The 21203-nt window shown below is 60.4% G+C and carries 20 protein-coding genes; 11 read left to right on the plus strand and 9 right to left on the minus strand.

Annotation, left to right across the window (positions count from 1 at the left end; translation table 11 throughout):
- Window positions 1-150: 150 nt before the first annotated feature.
- The 11 genes from arnB (at window position 151) to WCL58_RS13790 (ending at window position 12206) form a co-directional block, all read left to right on the plus strand.
- The gene (arnB, locus tag WCL58_RS13740) at window positions 151-1305 is read left to right on the plus strand and encodes a UDP-4-amino-4-deoxy-L-arabinose aminotransferase (RefSeq protein ID WP_089185898.1); all 1155 of its coding nucleotides are present in this window, start codon (window positions 151-153) and stop codon (window positions 1303-1305) included.
- A complete protein-coding gene (arnC, locus tag WCL58_RS13745) occupies window positions 1292-2272 on the plus strand; it encodes an undecaprenyl-phosphate 4-deoxy-4-formamido-L-arabinose transferase (RefSeq protein WP_033642884.1) in 981 nt (326 codons plus the stop codon). The genes arnB and arnC overlap by 14 nt, the downstream gene beginning before the upstream one ends.
- A complete protein-coding gene (gene arnA / locus WCL58_RS13750; RefSeq protein ID WP_336851300.1) occupies window positions 2272-4254 on the plus strand; it encodes a bifunctional UDP-4-amino-4-deoxy-L-arabinose formyltransferase/UDP-glucuronic acid oxidase ArnA in 1983 nt (660 codons plus the stop codon). The genes arnC and arnA overlap by 1 nt, the downstream gene beginning before the upstream one ends.
- The gene (arnD, locus tag WCL58_RS13755; protein WP_147840229.1) at window positions 4251-5156 is read left to right on the plus strand and encodes a 4-deoxy-4-formamido-L-arabinose-phosphoundecaprenol deformylase; all 906 of its coding nucleotides are present in this window, start codon (window positions 4251-4253) and stop codon (window positions 5154-5156) included. Before arnA ends, arnD begins: the two co-directional genes overlap by 4 nt.
- Window positions 5153-6817: a lipid IV(A) 4-amino-4-deoxy-L-arabinosyltransferase gene (gene arnT, locus WCL58_RS13760; RefSeq protein ID WP_070914902.1), complete on the plus strand. Its 1665-nt coding sequence runs from the start codon at window positions 5153-5155 to the stop codon at window positions 6815-6817. The genes arnD and arnT overlap by 4 nt, the downstream gene beginning before the upstream one ends.
- Entirely contained in the window at window positions 6814-7158 is a 345-nt protein-coding gene (gene arnE / locus WCL58_RS13765) for a 4-amino-4-deoxy-L-arabinose-phosphoundecaprenol flippase subunit ArnE (protein ID WP_060419210.1), read from the plus strand. Before arnT ends, arnE begins: the two co-directional genes overlap by 4 nt.
- Window positions 7155-7547 (plus strand): 4-amino-4-deoxy-L-arabinose-phosphoundecaprenol flippase subunit ArnF, encoded by a 393-nt coding sequence (gene arnF, locus WCL58_RS13770; RefSeq protein ID WP_336851285.1) that lies wholly within the window; start codon window positions 7155-7157, stop codon window positions 7545-7547. Before arnE ends, arnF begins: the two co-directional genes overlap by 4 nt.
- A 174-nt stretch (window positions 7548-7721) precedes the next feature.
- Window positions 7722-8186 (plus strand): NlpC/P60 family protein, encoded by a 465-nt coding sequence (locus tag WCL58_RS13775; RefSeq protein WP_016927954.1) that lies wholly within the window; start codon window positions 7722-7724, stop codon window positions 8184-8186.
- A 59-nt stretch (window positions 8187-8245) separates the two neighbouring features.
- Entirely contained in the window at window positions 8246-9259 is a 1014-nt protein-coding gene (locus WCL58_RS13780; protein ID WP_336851286.1) for a lipoate--protein ligase A, read from the plus strand.
- A 512-nt stretch (window positions 9260-9771) separates the two neighbouring features.
- Window positions 9772-10503: an EAL domain-containing protein gene (locus WCL58_RS13785; protein WP_087763499.1), complete on the plus strand. Its 732-nt coding sequence runs from the start codon at window positions 9772-9774 to the stop codon at window positions 10501-10503.
- A 260-nt stretch (window positions 10504-10763) separates the two neighbouring features.
- Entirely contained in the window at window positions 10764-12206 is a 1443-nt protein-coding gene (locus tag WCL58_RS13790; protein ID WP_084826322.1) for a protein adenylyltransferase SelO, read from the plus strand.
- A 34-nt stretch (window positions 12207-12240) separates the two neighbouring features.
- On the opposite strand, the gene WCL58_RS13795 is transcribed toward WCL58_RS13790, so the two are convergent.
- The 9 genes from WCL58_RS13795 to ppsR all read right to left on the minus strand — a co-directional run bounded on the left by WCL58_RS13795 (window position 12241) and on the right by ppsR (window position 21142).
- Window positions 12241-13026 (minus strand): heme ABC transporter ATP-binding protein, encoded by a 786-nt coding sequence (locus WCL58_RS13795; protein WP_142109794.1) that lies wholly within the window; start codon window positions 13024-13026, stop codon window positions 12241-12243.
- The gene (locus WCL58_RS13800) at window positions 13019-14023 is read right to left on the minus strand and encodes a FecCD family ABC transporter permease (RefSeq protein WP_016927948.1); all 1005 of its coding nucleotides are present in this window, start codon (window positions 14021-14023) and stop codon (window positions 13019-13021) included. The genes WCL58_RS13795 and WCL58_RS13800 overlap by 8 nt, the downstream gene beginning before the upstream one ends.
- The gene (locus tag WCL58_RS13805; RefSeq protein WP_033638352.1) at window positions 14023-14853 is read right to left on the minus strand and encodes a heme/hemin ABC transporter substrate-binding protein; all 831 of its coding nucleotides are present in this window, start codon (window positions 14851-14853) and stop codon (window positions 14023-14025) included. Before WCL58_RS13805 ends, WCL58_RS13800 begins: the two co-directional genes overlap by 1 nt.
- Window positions 14850-15887: a hemin-degrading factor gene (locus tag WCL58_RS13810; RefSeq protein ID WP_060440066.1), complete on the minus strand. Its 1038-nt coding sequence runs from the start codon at window positions 15885-15887 to the stop codon at window positions 14850-14852. The genes WCL58_RS13805 and WCL58_RS13810 overlap by 4 nt, the downstream gene beginning before the upstream one ends.
- Window positions 15888-15953: 66 nt before the next feature.
- Window positions 15954-17996 carry a TonB-dependent hemoglobin/transferrin/lactoferrin family receptor gene (locus WCL58_RS13815; protein ID WP_197827520.1) on the minus strand — a complete coding sequence of 681 codons (2043 nt, stop codon included), beginning with the start codon at window positions 17994-17996 and terminating at the stop codon, window positions 15954-15956.
- 94 nt (window positions 17997-18090) lie between these two features.
- Complete coding sequence (hemP, locus tag WCL58_RS13820) at window positions 18091-18273, minus strand: hemin uptake protein HemP (protein WP_043141213.1); 183 nt, start codon at window positions 18271-18273, stop codon at window positions 18091-18093.
- A 171-nt stretch (window positions 18274-18444) separates the two neighbouring features.
- Window positions 18445-18930, minus strand: coding sequence for a glutathione peroxidase (locus WCL58_RS13825; RefSeq protein ID WP_336851287.1), 486 nt, complete (start codon window positions 18928-18930; stop codon window positions 18445-18447).
- Between the two features lie 107 nt (window positions 18931-19037).
- Window positions 19038-20084 (minus strand): 3-deoxy-7-phosphoheptulonate synthase, encoded by a 1047-nt coding sequence (locus WCL58_RS13830; RefSeq protein WP_336851288.1) that lies wholly within the window; start codon window positions 20082-20084, stop codon window positions 19038-19040.
- A gap of 197 nt (window positions 20085-20281) precedes the next feature.
- Window positions 20282-21142: a posphoenolpyruvate synthetase regulatory kinase/phosphorylase PpsR gene (gene ppsR, locus WCL58_RS13835; RefSeq protein ID WP_162215433.1), complete on the minus strand. Its 861-nt coding sequence runs from the start codon at window positions 21140-21142 to the stop codon at window positions 20282-20284.
- Between the last annotated feature and the right edge of the window lie 61 nt (window positions 21143-21203).

The raw sequence follows: 21203 nt of genomic DNA on the forward strand, positions 1-21203 counted from the left end.
TGACAAGTCTCGTCTTAAGGTTTAGTTAAGCTTGCGGCCTTACATTGGCAGTTAATCCACGGAAACGATTCTTCTCTGGCGTTTAATATCCGTTAAACGAAAGGGATTTACAGTGTCATCAAAAGCAGTTCGATACGTTTGGGGTTAACTATGGATCAATTTTTGCCTTTCTCTCGCCCGGCCATCGGCGATGAAGAAATCGCCGCGGTAGAGAAAGTGTTGCGTTCCGGTTGGATCACCACCGGGCCGCAAAACCAGCAGCTGGAAAGCGACTTCTGTTCCACCTTCGGCTGTAAGCATGCGATCGCCGTCAGTTCCGCCACGGCGGGCATGCACATCACGCTGATGGCGCTGGGTATCGGCCCCGGCGACGAAGTCATCACCCCTTCGCAAACCTGGGTTTCCACCCTCAACATGATCGAGCTGCTGGGCGCCACGCCGGTCATGATCGACGTTGACCGTGATACGTTGATGGTCAGCGCCGCCGATGTTGAGGCTGCCATCACCCCGAAAACCAAAGCGATTGTTCCGGTGCACTACGCCGGCGCTCCTCTGCAGATGGATGCGCTGCGTGCCGTGGCCGAACGCCACGGCCTGCCTTTGATCGAAGACGCCGCCCATGCGGTTGGTACGCGCTACAACGGCGAATGGGTCGGTGCGCGCGGCACGGCGATTTTCTCGTTCCACGCCATTAAAAACGTGACCTGCGCCGAAGGCGGCCTGATTGCCACCGACGACGATGCGCTGGCGGATCGCCTGCGTTGCCTGAAGTTCCACGGTCTGGCCGTCGATGCCTTCGATCGTCAGCAGCTTGGCCGCAAACCGCAGGCCGAAGTGGTGGAGCCGGGTTACAAATACAACCTGTCCGACATTCACGCGGCGATCGCCGTGGTGCAGCTGTCGCGCTTCGCTGAGCTGAACGCGCGCCGCAAGGCGCTGGCACAGCGCTACCTGAGCGCGCTCGAAGGCTCGCCGTTCCAACCGTTGGGCGTGCCGGATTACCCGCATGACCACGCCTGGCATCTGTTTATGGTCCGTGTCGATCCTGAGCGTTGCGGCATCGATCGCGATCGGTTGATGGAGCGTCTGAAAGAGGTTGGCGTCGGCACCGGGCTGCATTTCCGCGCCGCGCATACCCAGAAATTCTACCGTGAGCGTTATCCGCAGCTTTCCTTGCCGAATACCGAATGGAACTCGGCGCGGCTGTGCACTTTACCGCTATTCCCTGATATGACCGACGCCGACGTGGATCGCGTGGTCAATGCCTTGTCTTCTGTTGTGGAGTCTTTACGTGTCTCGCGTTGAACCGATTAAAAAAGTGTCGATAGTCATCCCGGTATACAACGAGCAGGAAAGTCTGCCGGCGTTGCTGGAGCGTACTACCGCCGCTTGCAAGCAGTTATCTCAACCTTATGAAATCATCCTCGTCGACGATGGCAGCAGCGACAACTCCGCGGACATGCTGACCGCGGCGGCGGAAAAGCCGGACAGCCACGTCATCGCCGTTTTGCTGAACCGCAACTATGGCCAGCACTCGGCGATCATGGCCGGTTTCAACCAGGTGACCGGCGATCTGGTGATTACGCTGGACGCCGATCTGCAGAACCCGCCGGAGGAGATCCCTCGTCTGGTCAGCGTGGCGGAAGAGGGCTATGACGTGGTGGGCACCGTGCGCGCCAACCGTCAAGACTCCTGGTTCCGCAAAAGCGCTTCGCGCGTGATCAACATGATGATTCAACGCGCCACCGGCAAGTCGATGGGGGACTACGGCTGCATGCTGCGCGCCTACCGTCGTCACATCGTTGAGGCGATGCTGCACTGCCACGAGCGCAGCACCTTTATCCCGATTCTGGCGAACACCTTCGCCCGTCGCACGACCGAGATCGACGTGCGTCACGCCGAGCGCGAGTTTGGCGATTCCAAGTACAGCCTGATGAAGCTGATCAACCTGATGTACGACCTGATCACCTGCCTGACCACCACCCCGCTGCGTTTGCTCAGCGTGGTCGGCAGCATCGTGGCGCTGTCCGGTTTTGTGTTGGCGCTGGTGCTGATTGCGCTGCGTCTGCTGCTCGGCCCTGAATGGGCCGCCGGCGGCGTGTTCACCCTCTTCGCCGTGCTGTTCACCTTTATCGGCGCCCAGTTTGTTGGCATGGGGCTACTGGGTGAATACATCGGCCGCATCTATACCGACGTGCGCGCACGTCCTCGCTATTTTGTTCAGAAAGTGGTCGGCGTACAGCAGGACCACAATACTCAGGAAGAAGAATGATGAAAGCTATTGTATTTGCTTACCATGATATTGGCTGCGCAGGTCTGAAAGCGCTGACTGAGGCGGGTTATGACGTGCAGGCCGTATTCACGCACACCGACGACCCTGGTGAGAACAACTTCTTCTCCTCCGTGGCCCGTTTGGGCGCCGAATTGGATCTGCCGGTCTATGCGCCGGAAGACGTGAACCACCCGCTGTGGGTTGACCGCATTCGCGACCTGCAGCCGGACGTGATCTTTTCGTTCTACTACCGCCATATGCTGAGCGACGAGATCCTCTCGCTGGCACCGCAGGGCGGCTTTAACCTGCACGGTTCGCTGCTGCCGCATTACCGTGGCCGCGCCCCGGTGAACTGGGCGCTGGTGAACGGCGAAACCGAAACCGGCGCCACGCTGCACAAGATGGTGAAACGCCCGGACGCCGGCGACATCGTCGGTCAGCAGAAAGTGATCATCGCCGACAGCGACACTGCGCTGACGCTGCACAAAAAAGTGCTGGAAGCCGCGCAGGCCGTATTGAAAGAGCAGTTGCCGAAGCTGAAGAACGGCACCGCCACCTTCACCAAGCAGGATGAGTCTCAGGCCAGCTACTTCGGCCGTCGCACCGCGGCGGACGGCGAGATCCTGTGGCACAAGTCCGCCAAAGAGATCAACAACCTGGTACGTGCCGTCACGGAACCGTACCCGGGTGCCTTCAGCTACCTCGGCCAGCGCAAGCTGATCGTCTGGCGCTCTCGCGTGCTGGATACCCAACACGACAAGCAGCCGGGCACCGTACTGAGCACCTCGCCGCTGGTCATCGCCTGTGGCGAAGGCGCGCTGGAGATCGTTGCCGGTCAGAACGACAGCGGCCTGTACGTGCAGGGCAGCCGCCTGGCGCAGGAAATGGGCATCGTCACCGACGTGCGCCTGGCCGCCAAGCCGAACGCCGTAATGAAACGCCGCACTCGCGTGCTGATCCTCGGGGTCAACGGCTTCATCGGTAACCACCTGACCGAGCGCCTGCTGCGTGACGATCGCTACGACATCTACGGCCTGGATATCGGTTCTGACGCCATCAGCCGTTTCCTCGACAACCCGCGTTTCCACTTCGTGGAAGGCGACATCAGCATCCACTCCGAGTGGATCGAGTATCACATCAAGAAATGCGACGTGGTGCTGCCGCTGGTGGCGATCGCGACGCCGATCGAATACACCCGTAACCCGCTGCGCGTGTTCGAGCTGGACTTCGAAGAGAACCTGAAAATCGTTCGCGACTGCGTGAAATACAACAAGCGCATCATCTTCCCGTCCACCTCAGAAGTGTACGGCATGTGCGACGACAAAGAGTTCGACGAAGACCATTCGCGCCTGATCGTCGGGCCAATCAACAAACAGCGCTGGATCTACTCGGTCTCCAAACAGCTGCTGGATCGGGTGATCTGGGCTTACGGCGCTAAAGAAGGCCTGAAGTTCACGCTGTTCCGTCCATTCAACTGGATGGGGCCGCGCCTGGATAACCTGGACGCTGCGCGTATCGGCTCTTCCCGTGCCATCACCCAGCTGATCCTCAACCTGGTGGAAGGTTCGCCGATCAAACTGATGGACGGCGGCGCGCAGAAACGTTGCTTCACCGACATCAACGACGGCATCGAAGCGCTGTTCCGCATCATCGAGAACCGCGACGGCCTGTGCGACGGCCAGATCGTCAACATCGGCAACCCGACCAACGAAGCGAGCATCCGCGAGCTGGCGGTAATGCTGCTGGAAAGCTTCAACAACCACCCGCTGCGCGACCGCTTCCCGCCGTTTGCCGGCTTCAAGGACGTTGAGAGCAGTAGCTACTACGGTAAAGGTTACCAGGACGTCGAGCACCGCACGCCGAGCATCAAGAACGCTCACCGCCTGCTGGGCTGGCAGCCGACCATCGAGATGAAGCAAACCGTCGCCGATACGCTGGACTACTTCCTGCGCACTACCGTTCAGGAAGGGAACGATGCATGAAGAAAGTCGGTCTGCGGGTTGATGTAGATACCTTCAGCGGCACCCGTGAAGGGGTGCCGCAGTTGCTGGACCTGTTCGACAAGTACGACATTCAGGCCAGCTTCTTCTTCAGCGTGGGACCGGACAACATGGGGCGCCATCTTTGGCGCCTTTTGCGTCCGAAATTTCTGTGGAAAATGCTGCGTTCGAACGCCGCCTCGCTGTACGGCCTGGACATTCTGCTGGCCGGCACCGCCTGGCCGGGGCGCAACATTTCACGCGCGTTGGGGCCGCTGATGAAGCGCACCGCCGAAGCCGGCCATGAAGTCGGGCTGCACGCCTGGGATCACCAGGGGTGGCAGGCCAAGGTCGGCAAGTGGAGCGAGGCGCAGCTGACCGAACAAGTGCAGCTGGGCGTCGATGCCCTGAGCGCCAGCACCGGCCAGCCGGTGAAATGCTCCGCCGTGGCGGGCTGGCGTGCCGATACGCGCGTGCTGGAGGTCAAGCAACGCTTCGGCTTCCATTACAACAGCGATTGCCGCGGCACCCATCCGTTCCGTCCGGTGCTGAGCGACGGGCGTCATGGCACGGTGCAGATCCCGGTGACGTTGCCGACCTTCGACGAAGTGATCGGCAGCGAAGTCAGCATGGCCGACTTCAACGACTACATTCTGCGCGCCATCGAGAATGATCGCGGCGTGCCGGTGTACACCATTCACACCGAAGTGGAAGGCATGTCGCAAGCGGCGATGTTCGAACAGTTATTGCAACGCGCACGGCAGCAGGGCATCGAATTCTGTCCGCTTGGCGCGCTGTTACCACAAGATTTGGCGTCACTGCCGTTGGGCCGCATCAAGCGTGCTCCTTTCCCCGGCCGCGAAGGTTGGCTGGGCTGTCAAACCGATGTGAAGGACGTTACATGAAGGCGCTAAAAGGATCCTGGGCCATTCTGCTGGCCGTTTTTTTTGCTCTGGTTTACCTGATCCCGCTTAACGGCCGCCTGCTGTGGCAGCCGGACGAGACGCGTTATGCCGAGATCAGCCGTGAAATGCTGCAGCGCGGCGATTGGGTTGTGCCGCACCTGCTGGGGCTGCGCTACTTCGAAAAGCCGGTGGCGGGTTACTGGTTCAATAACATCAGCCAGTGGCTGTTCGGCGAAAACAACTTTGCGGTGCGCTTCGGCTCGGTGTTCAGCACCGGCATGACCGCACTGCTGGTGTTCGCGCTGGCGATGCTGATGTGGCGCAATGCGCGCCGCGCTAGCCTGGCGGCGCTGATATTCCTGTCGATGGTGCTGGTGTTCAGCATCGGCACCTACAGCGTGCTGGATCCGATGATCTCGCTGTGGCTGGCGGCGGCGATGGTCAGCTACTACCTGACGCTGAAAGCCACCTCGGTCAAAGGCAAGCTGGGCGCCTACGCGCTATTGGGCTTGGCCTGCGGTATGGGCTTTATGACCAAGGGCTTCCTGGCGCTGGCGGTGCCGGTGATCGCGGTGATCCCGATCGTCATCCAGCAACGTCGCATCAAGGATCTGCTGTGCTACGGCCCGGTGGCGATCGTGACCGCTACGTTGCTCAGCCTGCCGTGGGCGCTGGCGATCGCGCAACGCGAACCCGATTTCTGGAATTACTTCTTCTGGGTCGAACATATTCAGCGTTTCGCCGAAGATAACGCCCAGCACAAGGCGCCGTTCTGGTATTACCTGCCGATCCTGCTGGCGGCGGTGCTGCCGTGGCTGGCGCTGCTGCCCGGTGCGCTGCTCAAGGGCTGGCGCGAACGCGTACAGCGCCCGGAGCTGTTCTTCCTGCTGAGCTGGGCGATGATGCCGCTGATCTTCTTCAGCATCGCCAAAGGCAAGCTGCCGACCTACATTCTGCCGTGCATGGCGCCGCTGGCGCTGCTGATGACCGCCTATGCGGAAGACTACGCCGCCACCCTGCGCGCCAGACTGTTCAAGGCCAATGCCTGGCTGAACGGCCTGTTCGGGCTGATCGGCATCGTGGCGCTGGTGGTGTTGAGCGCCGGCCTGCTGCCGAAAGCCCATCTGTTTACCGCGCAAGAGTGGCCGAAGGTGGTGCTCGGCCTGATCGCCTTCGGCGGCTGGCTCCTGTTCGCGCTGGTTTCCGCACGCGATAACGGCCGTCAATGGCGCTGGGCGGCGGCCTGCCCGGTATTGCTGTGCCTGGTGATCGGCTACGCCATCCCGCAACAGGTGACCGATTCCAAGCTGCCGCAGAACTTCGCGCGCGCCACGATGGCCGAGCTGGGCGACAGCCGTTACGTGCTGACCGACAGCGTCGGGGTAGCGGCCGGTTTGGCCTGGGAACTGAAGCGTAGCGACGTGCTGATGTACAGCCAGAAAGGCGAGGTAGCTTATGGTCTGGAGTATCCGGACGCCAAAGGCCACCTGATCAGCGACGCCGACTTCCCGCAGTGGCTGGCGCAGGCGCGCAAACAGGGGAATGTGTCCCTGGTGCTGCAGCTGTCCCGTGGCGAAGCGCTGCCGCAGGAACTGCCTGCCGCAGACAAGGTAGATCGTATGAATCGCCTGGTGCTGATGTGGTATAAACAGCAACCATGATGGGTTTTCTGTTGGTGATTGTGGTCAGCCTGCTCACCTGCGGTGGGCAGCTGTGCCAGAAGCAGGCGGCGCACTGTTGGGAGCGGGCGGACGAAGCGCGGCTGAAGCAGACGCTGCGTTGGCTGGCGCTGGCGGTGCTGCTGCTGGGGCTGGGCATGGCGGTGTGGCTCAATGTGCTGCAACGCCTGCCGCTCAGCCTGGCTTACCCGATGCTCAGCCTGAACTTCGTGATGGTGACGCTGGCGGCGCGCTGGCTGTTTCATGAGCCGACGACCGTGCGCCACTGGTGTGGCGTAGCGTCGATTATGTTGGGGATCCTGCTGATGAGCGTGCATTCATGAGGGGCTATGCCTGGGGCGCCGCCAGCGTGTTGCTGGTGACGCTGGCGCAGTTGCTGATGAAGTGGGGCATGGTGCAAATCCCGCTGATGTCGTTCGCCGACGTCTCGTTGGCGTTGATCGGCGACTACTGGCTGCCGCTTCTGGCGGTGGGCGACGGCATCTTCGGTTATGCGCTGTCGATGCTGTGTTGGTTCTTTGCGCTGCGCCACCTGCCGTTAAACCGCGCTTATCCTCTGCTGAGCGTCAGCTACGCGCTGGTCTATCTGGCGGCGGTGATCCTGCCGTGGTTTAACGAATCCGCTACGCTGCTGAAAACGTTGGGCACGCTGTTTATTCTGTTCGGCGTCTGGCTGATTAACAGCAAATCCGAGACAAAATCGCCGGAATAGGGTCAAAACCGGCGATCCTGCTATTATCTCCCTCATGGCGCTTGCCTTTTTCCCCGTGCGGGAGATAAATTAACGCCAAATAGCGCTCTCCTTACGTGGTGCCGGCTTCGCCTCGCAGGCGGTGGTGGTGTGCCGATTGGCATAATGCGGCAGCGTGTTCAATGAAGGAATATTATGCGGATGCGTGTGTGGTTTTTATTAGCCAGTTTGATCCTCGCCGGCTGCAGCAGCCATGCGCCGCCGCCGAGCGGCCGCCTGGCGGACTCTATCGTGGTGGTGGCCCAGCTCAACGAGCAACTGCGTCAGTGGTACGGCACGCCATACCGTTACGGCGGCCTGGATCGCGGCGGCGTAGATTGTTCCGGCTTTGTTTACCGCACGTTCCGCGATCGTTTCGACATGCAGCTGCCGCGTTCGACCGAAGAGCAAACCTCGCTGGGCACCAAGGTTTCGCGTGATGAGCTGATGCCGGGCGACCTGGTGTTTTTCAAAACCGGCGGCGGTGAGAACGGCCTGCATGTCGGCATTTACGATACCAACGACCAATTTATCCACGCGTCGACCAGCCGCGGAGTGATCCGCTCCTCGCTCGATAACGTCTACTGGAAGCGGGTATACTGGCAGGCGCGACGCATTTAGCCTTAACCTATTGATTTGGTGTATCATGGCGGCATCACGTGTTTTGAACGGTGCCTGCCATGAACAGCCTGCGTTTACTGATCTCCGATTCCTACGATCCCTGGTTTAACCTGGCGGTGGAAGAATGCATCTTCCGCGAGATGACCACGCAAAAAATCCTCTTTCTGTGGCGCAATGCCGAAACGGTGGTGATTGGCCAGTCGCAGAACCCGTGGAAAGAGTGCAACACCCGGCGCATGGAGCAGGACGGCATTCGGCTGGCGCGGCGCAGCAGCGGTGGTGGGGCGGTATTTCACGACCTCGGCAACACTTGTTTCACCTTTATGGCCGGCAAACCGGGTTACGACAAAAGCGTCTCGACCGACATCATTCTGCAAGCGCTGCGGCAGCTGGGCGTCACTGCCGGCGCGTCGGGGCGCAACGATCTGGTGATGGAAACCGTCGACGGGCCGCGCAAAATATCCGGCTCGGCCTATCGAGAAACCCAGGACCGTGGTTTCCACCACGGCACGCTGCTGCTGAACGCCGATCTGGAGCGGTTGGCGGACTACCTCAATCCGGATCCCAAAAAGCTGCAGGCCAAGGGCATCACCTCGGTGCGTTCGCGCGTCGCCAATTTGGCGGAGTTTTTGCCGGGTATCAGCCATGAACAGGTGTGCGAAGCCATCGTGCAGGCCTTTTTTGCCCATTATGGCGAGACGGCCGAGCCGGAGATCATTTCGCCGGACGTATTCCCCGATTTGCCCGATTTTGCCGCGCAGTTCGCCAAACAGAGCAGTTGGGAATGGAATTTCGGCAAGGCGCCGGCGTTCAGTCATCTGCTTAACGAACGCTTCGTCTGGGGCGGCGTGGATCTGTTCTTCGACGTGGAGAAGGGAACGATTGTTCGCGCGCAGGTGTTCACCGACAGCCTGAATCCCGCCCCGCTGCAACGGCTGGCGAAAGCGCTGGTGGGCTGCGCGTATCGCAGCGAGCCCGTTGCCGCTTGCTGCGATCGGCTGATGGCGGATTATCCGCAACAGGCGGCGGAATTGACCGAACTGCGGCAATGGCTGAGCGAAACGATCCGTTAGCCGGTATGGGATGGTGAAGGGGATGAGCGTGCTCATCCCTTTTTTTATCGCTGAAATCGACGTTTCGCAGGGGCGTAGCGCAGATTTTCTGAAAATCAAGGTGGGCATTTTTTTACGTTTTCAATGCTGAGAATAACGGGCGGAATTGATGTGTTATTAAATTTAATCAGTCATCGTTAACGACAGGAAAAATCGGCGTTACGGCAGAAAGATTATTTTACTTTATTTAAGATTTTTCTTAAATAAAACAACGGAGATAAGTCAAATTTAGCCCGTCATCCAATCCACTTAAGCCAAATACCTTTTCATATCACGCGTTAGGCGAGAAAGGTGGCATAAGTTCAGCTGCTTTTCTTTTGCGCCTTTCGCGATTGTCGTATAGCTTTAATCTATCAATTAAATGATATTTCATGGGTATTTGCATTGATATTTCCGATTAATCCCAGAAGGATTGATCGATAAAATATATTGATATACGATGATACGCTAGCCATTCATCCTGTGGCATTAAAATGAACATCCAACTCGAAGCTGACTTTATTAGTAGCTATGTTTTTCAACCTGTTTACTCAATGGAGGGCAGGCTGTTGGCGGTGGAAATGTTGAGCCGTTTCAACAGTCTCGACGGTGATTTAGCCATGCCGGCCGAAATTGGGATTAATTTATTGGCGCCTGAACAAAGGATTGAGTTATTTAATGAGCAATTGAAACTTGCGGAGCGGCACGCGGGCTGGTTTACCGGTAACAGCGTGCAGTTGACCATCAATATCGAAGAAACCATCGTCGAACTTATTCTTTCCGATCCGGCATTGTGCCAATGGATCAGGCAATATCCTTTTATTGCATTCGAAATGAGTGAGAGTTTTCCGAATCTTTCGGCCGGGAAGAACAACCCGAACGTGCAGCGATTAAGCGAAATGTTTACGCTGTGGCTCGATGATTTCGGTTCCGGTAAAGCCACCTTGACCGCGCTGTATGATGGTTTGTTTGACTATGTAAAGATAGACAAGCGTTTTTACTGGCAGCTGTTTACCCATCAGGGGTATGACGTGGTCATCGACTCGTTGTTAAAGAATATCAACCTGTTGTGTAAAGGCGTGATCGTCGGAGGAATAGAGAAAAAAGAGTACTTTAATAAACTCAGATACGCCGGTGTTTTAGGCCTGCAAGGTTTTTTATGGCCCAGCGTTGGTGTGGATAATCTGCAAACTTTGCTGGCGAAGCCCAGCGAGTTCAATAATTAAGAAGTGATATAAAAAACTACACACAATGAGGTAAATAATGCGCGGGGTGATGTTTGCCGTGATTCCGTCGCCGTTATTCGCCATCGTTTTTTGGCTGATGACACCGTTTTGTCAGCCCACGTTAAACCGCGTTTCCTCCGCCAGGTGGAAACGCCAAACTCCCCGCATCCGTCCTGGCGACAGGAGGATGCGTTCTCCCTGCATTCCTTCGGTGTTAATCCGCCCGTCCAGGCTCTACACTACGCTGAAACGGAGGGCCTATGCCGCAGTTCGATAACGCTTACTACCAACAGTTACCCGGTTTCTACACCGCCCTGAACCCGACGCCGCTCAAGGATGCGCGCCTGCTGTACCACAGCGAGCCGCTGGCGCGCGAGCTGGGGCTGGATGAAAGTTGGTTTACCCAGGATAAAACCCCCATTTGGGCGGGAGAAACGCTGCTGCCCGGCATGCAGCCGTTGGCACAGGTGTACAGTGGCCACCAGTTTGGCGTATGGGCCGGGCAGCTGGGGGATGGCCGCGGCATTTTACTGGGCGAACAGGTCCTGGCGGACGGCAGCCACCGCGACTGGCACCTGAAGGGCGCCGGGCTGACGCCATATTCGCGTATGGGGGACGGCCGCGCGGTGCTGCGTTCGGTGATCCGCGAGTTTCTGGCCTCCGAGGCGTTGCATCATCTGGGGATCCCGACCACCCGGGCGTTGACCATCGTGACCAGCCGGCAGCCGGTGTTCCGCGAGCAGCCGGAACGCGGCGCCATGCTGATGCGGGTGGCGGAAAGCCACGTGCGCTTCGGCCACTTCGAGCACTTTTACTACCGCAAACAGCCGGAGCAGGTGCGGCAGTTGGCGGATTTCGTCATTGCCCGTCACTGGCCGCAGCTGCAGGATCAGGCTGAACGTTACCTGCTGTGGTTTACCGACGTGGTGGAACGGACGGCGCGCCTGATCGCCCATTGGCAAACCGTCGGTTTCGCTCACGGCGTGATGAACACCGACAACATGTCGATTCTCGGCATCACCATTGACTACGGCCCTTACGGCTTCCTCGATGACTATCAGCCCGGTTATGTCTGCAATCACTCCGACCATCAGGGGCGTTACGCCTTCGACAATCAGCCGGCGGTGGCGCTGTGGAACCTGCATCGCCTGGCGCAGACCCTGTCGGGGCTGATGACCACTGAACAGCTGCAGCAGGCGCTGGCGGCGTATGAACCGGCGCTGATGCGCGCCTACGGCGAACAGATGCGCGCTAAACTCGGCTTCTTCACGCCGACGGCGCAGGACAATGACGTGCTCACCGGGCTGTTGAGCCTGATGGCGCAGGAAGGGCGGGACTATACCCGCACGTTCCGCCTGTTGAGCGACACTGAACAGCAACAGGCGCAGTCGCCGCTGCGCGACGAGTTTATCGACCGCGCGGCGTTCGATTCCTGGTATCAGCAGTATCGTCAGCGTTTGCAGCAGGAGCAGGTGAGCGATGAGGAACGGCAACGGGCGATGAAGGCGGTGAACCCGCGCCTGATCCTGCGCAACTATCTGGCGCAGCAGGCGATTGAAGACGCGGAGCAAGACGACGTGGGCCGTTTGCAGCGGTTGCATCAGGCCCTGCTGCGGCCGTTCGACGATGCGCCGGAATATGACGATCTCGCCGTGCTGCCGCCGGACTGGGGCAAACATCTGGAGATTTCCTGCTCCAGCTGAGATGAAAAAAGGGCGCTTAATGGCGCCCTTGACGTTATTGACGCAGGTAGACCTGCGGCAGCGACACTTCGGGATGATGCACCACGCCGAGATCGGCCTGATACCAGCGGGTGAGGATCTCCGTCTGCAACACCTCCTGCGGCGTGCCGCTCGCCACCAGACGCCCCTGATGCAGCAGCAGGATCCTATCGGCGTACAGCGCGGCCAGATTAAGATCGTGCAGCACGCAGCAGACGCCCAGCGGCTGTTGGCGCGTCAGCGAGCGCAGCAGGCGCAAAGTGTGCTGCTGGTGGTACAGATCCAGCGCCGAGGTCGGCTCGTCGAGAAATAGCCAGGCGGGAGACGGCTGCGGTTGCCACAGCTGCGCCAACACCCGCGCCAGCTGTACCCGCTGCTGTTCGCCGCCGGACAGTTGGCGGTAGTCGCGCTGCGCCAGCGCCAGGCAGTCGGTCTGCGCCATCACCTGTTGGATCGCCTGATGCTCGTCGCGTTTGCCGTGCGGCGCCCGCCCCATGCTGACCACTTCCTCCACGCTGAACGGAAACGCCAGATCGCTGTACTGGCGCATCACGGCTCGGACTTTGGCCAACTGCTGCGGCGCCCACTGTTCCAGCGGGCGATCAAGCAGGCGACATTCGCCGCAGTCCGGCGTCAAATAGCCGGTCAGCAAGCGCAGCAGCGTCGATTTGCCGGCGCCGTTAGGGCCGATAATCGCCACCATTTCGCCGCCGACGAGGCTGAGCGAAACGTCGTTGATCAGGCGGCGCGCACCGAGGCTGTAGCGCAGCTCTCGGGCCGTCAGACAGGCGGCGTTATCCACCGGTTCGCTCCCGCTGGCGCATCACCAGCCACAAGAAGTAAGGACCGCCGATCAGGCTGGTCATCAACCCCACCGGCATTTCGGCCGGCGCCACCAGCGTGCGCGCCAGCGTATCGCTGACCAGCAGCAGGCAGGCGCCGCCCAGCGCGGAGCAGGGCAGCAGCCAGCGGTGATCGCCGCCGAGGCGCATGCGCACCAGATGCGGCACCACCAAACCGACAAAGCCGATCACGCCGCTCATCGCTACCGCCGCGCCGATCAGCAAGGCGCTCAGCAACAGCAGCTGCAGCTTGGCGCGCTGGACGTTCACCCCGAGGTAGTGGGCCTCTTCGTCCCCCAGCTGCAACAGGTTCAGCCGGCGCGCCTGCAGCAGCGTCAGCAGCGCCGTAGGCAGGATCAGCGAGGCGGAAACCGCCAGCGTCGGCCACTGTGACTGGCTGAGGCTGCCCATCATCCACAGCGAGAACTGGCGCAGCTGTTGATCGCTGCTGACGTAAGAGAGCACGCCGATGGCCGCCATGCACAGGGCGTTGATGGCGATGCCTGCCAGCAGCAGCCGCGACAGATTGCCGTGCCCGCTGCGGCTGATGCCGTAGATCAATAGCGATACCAGCAGGCTGCCGAGGAACGCCGCCAGCATATGGCCATACAGCGCGATCGTCACCGGCAACGCCAGCGGCATCACGATGAACAGGGCGACAAACAGCGCGCCGCCGCTGCTGATGCCCAGCAGGCTCGGATCCGCCAGCGGGTTGCGGAACAGCCCCTGCATCACCGCACCGGATACCGCCAGCGCGCAGCCGATCACCACCGCCAGCAGCACGCGCGGCAGGCGGATGTTCAACCAGATGTGCCAGGCGGCGTCGCTGAAAGGTTCGCGCCACAGGGTGCGAAACGACAGCGTCAGCGCGCCCAGGTTGGCGGCGACCAGCGCCAGCAGCGTCAGCAACACCAGCAGACCGATGATGGCCAGCTGAGGCGAGGTGCGACAGCGCATTACTTTTGCTCCGCCGCGTGGCGCAGTTTGGCCAGCGCCGCCGGCGTTTCCAGACCGAAGCCCAGCAGCGCCATGTCATCGACGATCAGCACGCGGCGTTGCTTGCCTGCCGGTGTCAACGCCAGGCCCGGCAGCGTCCACAGCTGCTGTTCGCCGCCGAGGGTGCGCACGCCGTCGGTAGTGACCAGCAACAGATCCGGCGCGCTGGCGATGACGCCTTCCTGCGACAGCGGACGGTAGCGGTCAAAGCCCTGCATGGCGTTTTTCAGGCCGGCGGCGGCAATCACCGCGTCGGCGGCGGTGTGTTGCCCGGCGGCCATCGGCGTGATGCCGCCGTGGCTCATCACGAACAGCACCTTGACCGGCAGCGGGGAGGTATCGACCGCCGCCAGCTGTTGTCGATAGCGCTCGCTCAGCTGTTTGCCTTGCTCAACGCGCTGCAGCGCGGCGGCGATCGTAGCGATTTTCTGCGGTACCGCCTGCAGGGTGGTGTCACCCGGCACGCTGACCACGTTGACGCCGCTGTCCGCCAGCTGTTTGAGCACCAGCGCCGGCTGTGCCAGCTCGGTTGTCAGCACCAGCGTCGGCTTCAGCGCCAAAATGCCTTCGGCGTTCAGCTGGCGCATGTAGCCGACGTCCGGCAGCTTTTTCACCGCTTCCGGGTGCAGACTGGTGCTGTCGCGGGCGATCACCTCGTCGCCGGCGCCGAGCGCGAAGGCGATTTCCGTCACGTCGCCGCCGATCGAGACGATGCGCTGCGCCGCCGCAGCGGTGAGCGGCAGCGCCAGCGACATCATCAACGCCAGGCGGCGGATCAAGGAAGATTTCATGCGGCGATGTCCTTGGCGGCGAGCGCGGCAACCTGCTCGCGCCACTGGGTTTGTTCCGGCTGACCTTCGGTACGCTGGCCATACAGCTGCGCAATCTGCGTGCCATCGGCGGCGAACAGCTCCAGGCTGGTGACGATGCCGTCTTTGGTCGGTTTGCGGGTAATCCAGCTTTCGGCGATGGCGTCTTCGATCAGGTGCAGCGTGAAGCGGCGGTTGAACACGTTGATCCAGCCTTCCTGCGGCATCAAACGTTCGATCTGGCCGGTGAAGATCTGCACGCAGCCGCGGTTGCCGACGAAGATCATGATCTCGTTCTGCTGCTGCTGCGCCGCTTCCAGCAGCTGCGACAGCGCGCTGTTGTCCACCTGATAGGCCAGATCGTCGCCGACGGCGCGGAACGCCTGCTGGCGCGTCAGTTTGTTGCGGCTGAGCAGCTGGAAGAACTGGTGAACGTCGGTCATCGCACGCCATTCACCGTCGATTTTGGCATGATCCTGCGTCGTTTCATCCGCGCTGCTCGCCTCGGCGGGCTGCAGCGCCAGCGCCGGGTTTTCTTCGCTCAGGTGGCGTTCCACCAGTGCCATCCAGGCCGGCAGATCGGTCTCTTCGGTGGTGTAGACCTTGTGCAGCGCATCGCCCTGTTGGTCGAAGAACTGGATGCTGTGGCGCACGCCGCGCTTGTTGGTTTCGCTCATGGCGAAAACGCTGGTCCAGTGGTTGAGGAACAGGCGCAGATCCAGCTCGCGCGGGTTGAGGATCAGCCCGGCGTGGCCGTTGAGGTGCTGATTGCGGTAGCGGCCCATCTGCTCATGCACCGCATAGCTGTTGCGGGTGATGGACTTGGTGACGCCGACCTGCTCAAGCTCGGTCAGCAGGGTGCGTGCGTCGGCCTGCAGGCGGCGAGTATCGTGGCCGACGCGGGCGTGCGTCAGCTCCGCTTCGCTGACGCCGAGGATCGCCGCCAGATCGCGGGCGTATTTGCCGGGGTGATCGATTTTAGCCTGTTGGTAGCGTTCGTATAGGGTATTGCTCATGCGGGATTCTCCTGCGCTGTAATGCGAACGGCGGACAACCGGGTTGTCCGCCAGATAGTCAAATGATTACCACTGGTAGCTGACCAGCAGTTTGGCGTTGCGGCCATCCTGCGGGACGCCCTGCGGCGAGTAATATTCTTTGTCGAAGGCGTTGCCCAGCACCACGGTGGTGGTCACGCCCTGCAGCCGATCGCGGCCCTTGTAGCTCAGATAGAAATCGTTGACGCCGTAGCCACCTTGCTCCGGCATCCCCGTTTGTACGCGGGTGGCGCGTTCGGCGAAGGTGGCGACCCAGCCGGCGGACAGACCGGTTTCGCCCAGCGGCACGTCCAGCGAGCTGGTGACGGTATCCGGGCTGATGTCGGCCAGCCAATCGCCGCTTTTCGCGTTCAATTCGCCATTGCGAGACTTGTCCTTGCCGCGTGTGCGGTTGTAAGCCAGATCCCAGTTAAACCACTTGGTCTGGTAGTTCAGCGAGGTGTCCCAACCCCAAATCTTGGCGCGAGAGATATTCGCTGAGGCGGTCTGCGTACGAGTGACATACATGAAGATGTAGTCTTTGGCGTCGGTATCGAAGTAACTGGCCTTGAATTGCAGGCTGTCATCCGCCAGCAGCAGGTCGTCGAAGCGCAGGCCGAAACCGGCTTCGGTGGTGCTGGTGGTTTCCGGCCGCAGATTCGGATTAGGCACCCAATAGTTACCGGGGAAGTGGCGCGAATCGTTGTACATCTCGCCCATGGTCGGAGCACGGAAGGCCTGGGAATAGGAGCCGAACAGCATCAGCCAGTCGGTCGGCGAGTAGCTCAGGGCGCCGCGGGACGACCATTTGTCGGCCTTGACGTCTTCGTGGCCTTGGCTGCTGCCTTTGTAATCGTCGTAGCGCGTGCCGGCCAGCACGGTGATCGGAATGTCGCGCAGCGTGATTTCATCCTGCAGCCAGCCGGAGGCGAAGTTGATCTTGGCCTGCGGGAAGCTGGTGGTGGCGCCGCCCGGCTGCTGTTTCTGTTCATAGACCTCGGAGCCGTAGGTCAGCAGGTGTGACGCAAAACTGTCGGCGAACAGACGCGTGCGGTTTTCCAGCTTGCCGCCGTTGGTGGTCTGCTTGCGGAATTCGTCGGTCGCACCGGCGTTGTGCGCATTGATTTTGACTTCCGAGGTGTACAGTTTCGCGGTGGCGTCCAGCCAATCCTGGCCGACCGGCTTGAGCTTATAGCTCAGAGCGGCATCGCGCTGGATGGTGGAGCGGTTGGTCATCGGGTTGCCGCTCGAGCTGCCCGGCGTCTGCGGGTTTTTCGGCTCCTGGGCGCTGTTGTTGTAGTAGCGCAGATCGCCGCTCAATGACTGATTGTCGTCGATTTTCCAGGTGCCTTTGGCCAGCACGTTGCTGATGGTTTCATCGTTTGGCGCATCGAAGCCGTTGCCCTGACGCAGATTGCCGACGTCGCGGGTGCCGAACGACAGCAGGCCGTCGAGGTTATCGGTCTTGCCGTAAGCGCTGGCGCCCATGCCCAGGCTGTGATCGCCGGTGCCGGCGGTGCCGTAGACGCGGAACCCGGTATCGTGGCCCGGCAGCAGCAGATCGGCGGCATCGACGGTCTCGTAGGCGATGACGCCGCCCAGTGCGCCGCTGCCGTACAGCAACGCAGAGGGTCCGCGCACGATTTCAATGCGCTTGACCAGCGCCGGATCGAGGAAGGTGCCGCCGATGTGGCCGGTATCGGTACCCTGGCGGATGCCGTCGACCAGCGTCAGCACGCCGTTTTTGCCGTAGCCGCGCATCGTTACGTCCTGACCGTTGCTGCGCCCGGTGCCGTTGACGGTGATGCCCGGCACGCGGCGCAGCATATCGGCGGCCGAGGTGGCAGTCTGGCTTTCCGGCGAGTTGCCTTCGATGACCGTGACCATCATCGGCGCTTCAAAGCTGCTGCGTTGGTTACCGGTGGCGACCACCGTCATGGTCTCGTCGGCGGCTTTGGCTTTTTTAGCCGGCGCCGCGTTGGAAGAGGATGTTGTGCTGGTGTTTTGTGCCAAGGCCACCGTAGGCAGAGCGCAGGCAATCGCCAGACTCAAAGCGGAAAAACGCAGCCGGGTGGAAAATGTCAGAGGCATGGTGCAACTCTCCGTATGTAATAAAACATATCAATAGATTTGCTGGCTGCCTGGATCAAAAGATCGGGGTGGCTGGCGTTTGAGGATTCTGTGGTTATTTGGTCAGGATCAATTTCCCGGCTTTGGTCTGCCGTAGCTGATAGCGCTGGCCCTGATGGGTAATGAACGCGATGCCGTCGGTGCCGAGCAGCTGTGCGCTGTCGTAGCTGGGCGGCGCGTTTGCGCTGTGCTCGGTCGGGGCCGCGGCGGCGGGGGTAGGCGTGTTGGCAGTATCCATCATCATTGTGCTTATAAAACAGACCATTAAATGGTAATTAATATCAAACTGAGAATCATTATCATGTGAAGGAAAGGTTACATCAAGGAAAATTTTCTTACCGATGGAACCTTTTTGTCGAACGGACATCTGGCGGCGGGCCGAGCGCACTCGGCCCGTAAAAAAGGGGCGTTATTTCAGCAGGGTTTCGATGCGGTCAAACAGACGTTCGGGCTTGGTGATCGGCGCAAAGCGCGTGACGCGCTGGCCGTCGGCGGTAAGCAGAAACTTGGTGAAATTCCACTTGATGCGGCGGCTACCCAAAATGCCGGGCGCCAGGCGTTTCAGCTCATTGAACAGCGGGTGCGCGCCGGGGCCGTTAACGTCTACCTTGCTGAACAGCGGGAAACTGACGCCGTAGTTGAGGCTGCAAAAGTTGGCGATCTCCAGCGGGCTGCCCGGCTCCTGAGAACCAAACTGGTTGCAGGGGAAGCCGAGCACCACCAGGCCGCGTTCGCGATAGTATTGCCACAAATTTTCCAGCCCGCGGTATTGCGGGGTGAAGCCGCACTTGCTGGCGGTGTTGACCACCAGATAAGCGCGCGCCGGGAAATCGCCCAGCGTTTTTTGCTCGCCCTGCAGCGTGACGCAGGGGATGGATAACAGAGAGTGAATCATGCCGGGGCTCCAGGTGCGTTTCGGCGGGTGCAAAGAGGTTGCAATCAGTATAGATGAGAGCGGGGCGGGAGGGATAAAGCCGGGGCGAAGCCCCGGCCCAGGTTGCGTCAGAAACGGCTATCGATCGCATCCGCCAGCATCGCCAACAGCTGTTCGCTGTCGGACCAGCTCAGGCAAGGATCGGTGATCGACTGGCCATAGGTCAGCGGCTGGCCGGCGACGATTTTCTGCGTGCCTTCCACCAGGAAGCTTTCCGCCATCACGCCGGTGATGGCGGCGGAGCCTGCGCGGATCTGTTGGCAAACGTTGTCGGCCACTTCCAGCTGGCGGCGGTGCATCTTCTGGCAGTTGCCGTGGCTGAAGTCGATCACCAGGTGCTCCGGCAGATCGAACTCGCGCAGGCTGTCGCAGGCGGTAGCGATGTCGCTGGCGTGGTAGTTCGGCGTTTTGCCACCGCGCATGATGATGTGGCCATACGGGTTGCCGCTGGTCTGGTAGATGGTCATCTGGCCATGTTTGTCCGGCGACAGGAACATGTGCCCGGCGCGCGCCGCACGAATGGCGTCGATGGCGATGCGGGTGTTGCCGTCGGTGCCGTTTTTGAAGCCGACCGGGCAGGAGAGCGCCGAGGCCATTTCACGGTGGATCTGGCTTTCGGTGGTGCGTGCGCCGATGGCACCCCAGCTGATGAGATCGGCGATGTATTGGCCGACCACCATGTCCAGGAATTCGGTGGCGGTCGGCAGGCCGAGCTGGTTCACTTCCAGCAGCAGGCGGCGCGCCATTTCGATGCCGCGGTTGACCTGGAAGGTGCCGTCCAGCGCCGGATCGGAGATCAGGCCTTTCCAGCCGACGACGGTGCGCGGTTTTTCGAAGTAGGTGCGCATCACGATTTCCAGACGATCCTGGTAGCGTTCGCGCAGGGCGTTCAGCCGGCCGGCGTAATCGACGGCGGCGTCGAGATCGTGGATGGAGCAGGGGCCGATCACCACCAACAGGCGGCGGTCTTCACCGGTGAGGATTTTTTCAATGCGTTTTCGTGACGCTGTCACGTTATCGGCGACGGCCGCCGAGATCGGCAGCTTGTCTGCCAACGCTTGCGGCGTGACGAGGCTGTCGATGCGCGCGGTCCGCAGTTCATCTGTTTTGTACATGTTGTTCCCTGGAAACTGTTCTTCTCTGCGGCAGGAGTGCCGGGAAGTGATGGCGATCACAATAACGCAAAAAGCGCTGAATTCAACCGTAGAGATTGCGTTCTGTTGATCAAAGCCGCGAAAAAAAGCACAAAAAAATCAGCTGCTGCTGAAATAAACGGCAGGCGGCGGGGCGCGACGGCCCCGCGAGGAAAAGATCAGAACATGCGGCGGCTCATGCCGAGGATATCGAGGATTTTGGTGGAGATCTCTTCGACCGAATAGTTGGTGGTATTGAGATAGCGGATCTGGTTTTTGCGGAACAGCGCCTCGACCTCGGCGATCTCCATGCGGCACTGGCGCAATGAGGCGTAGCGGCTGTTTTCGCGCCTCTCTTCGCGGATCGCCGCCAGGCGCTCCGGATCGATGGTCAGGCCGAATAATTTATGCTGAAACGGTTTCAGCGAAGCCGGCAGGTGCAAATTGTCCATATCGTCGGCGATAAACGGATAGTTGGCGGCGCGGATGCCGAACTGCATCGCCAGATAGAGGCTGGTAGGGGTTTTGCCGCAGCGCGACACGCCGAGCAGGATCACCTGCGCCTGATCGAGGTTGCGCAGCGAAATGCCGTCATCGTGCGCCAGGGTATAGTCGATGGCGGCGATGCGCGCATCATACTTGCCGAGGTTGCTGGCGGTCAGGCCGTGGGTGCGGTTCGGCACCGGCGTCGGTTCTACGTCCAGCTCGCCCTGCAGCGGGCCGACCAGCGCCTGCACGATATCCTGGCAAAAGCCCTGGCTCTGGACGATCACATCTCGCACTTCCGGCGAGATGATGGAGTAAAACACCAGCGGCCGCACGCCGGTTTCATTATAGATATCATCGATTTGTTGGCGAACTGCGCGTGCGCGGGCCTCGGTTTCGACAAACGGCAAGGTGTACGTGGTCGCCGTGACCGGGAACTGCGACAGCACCGCGTGCCCCAGCACTTCGGCAGTGATCGCCGTACCATCCGAAATATAAAAAACGCTTCTTTCCACCCGAGGCTCCTTACCTGAGAACGGTGTTCCTGCTGTCATCACTGCCAATATCATGAGCCGCAGACGATTCGCCGGTAAAGGGGCGAGGGAAAAAATTGTG

The organism is Serratia sp. TMDUHS_CL (assembly GCF_037137105.1).
Taxonomy (GTDB): domain Bacteria; phylum Pseudomonadota; class Gammaproteobacteria; order Enterobacterales; family Enterobacteriaceae; genus Serratia; species Serratia nevei.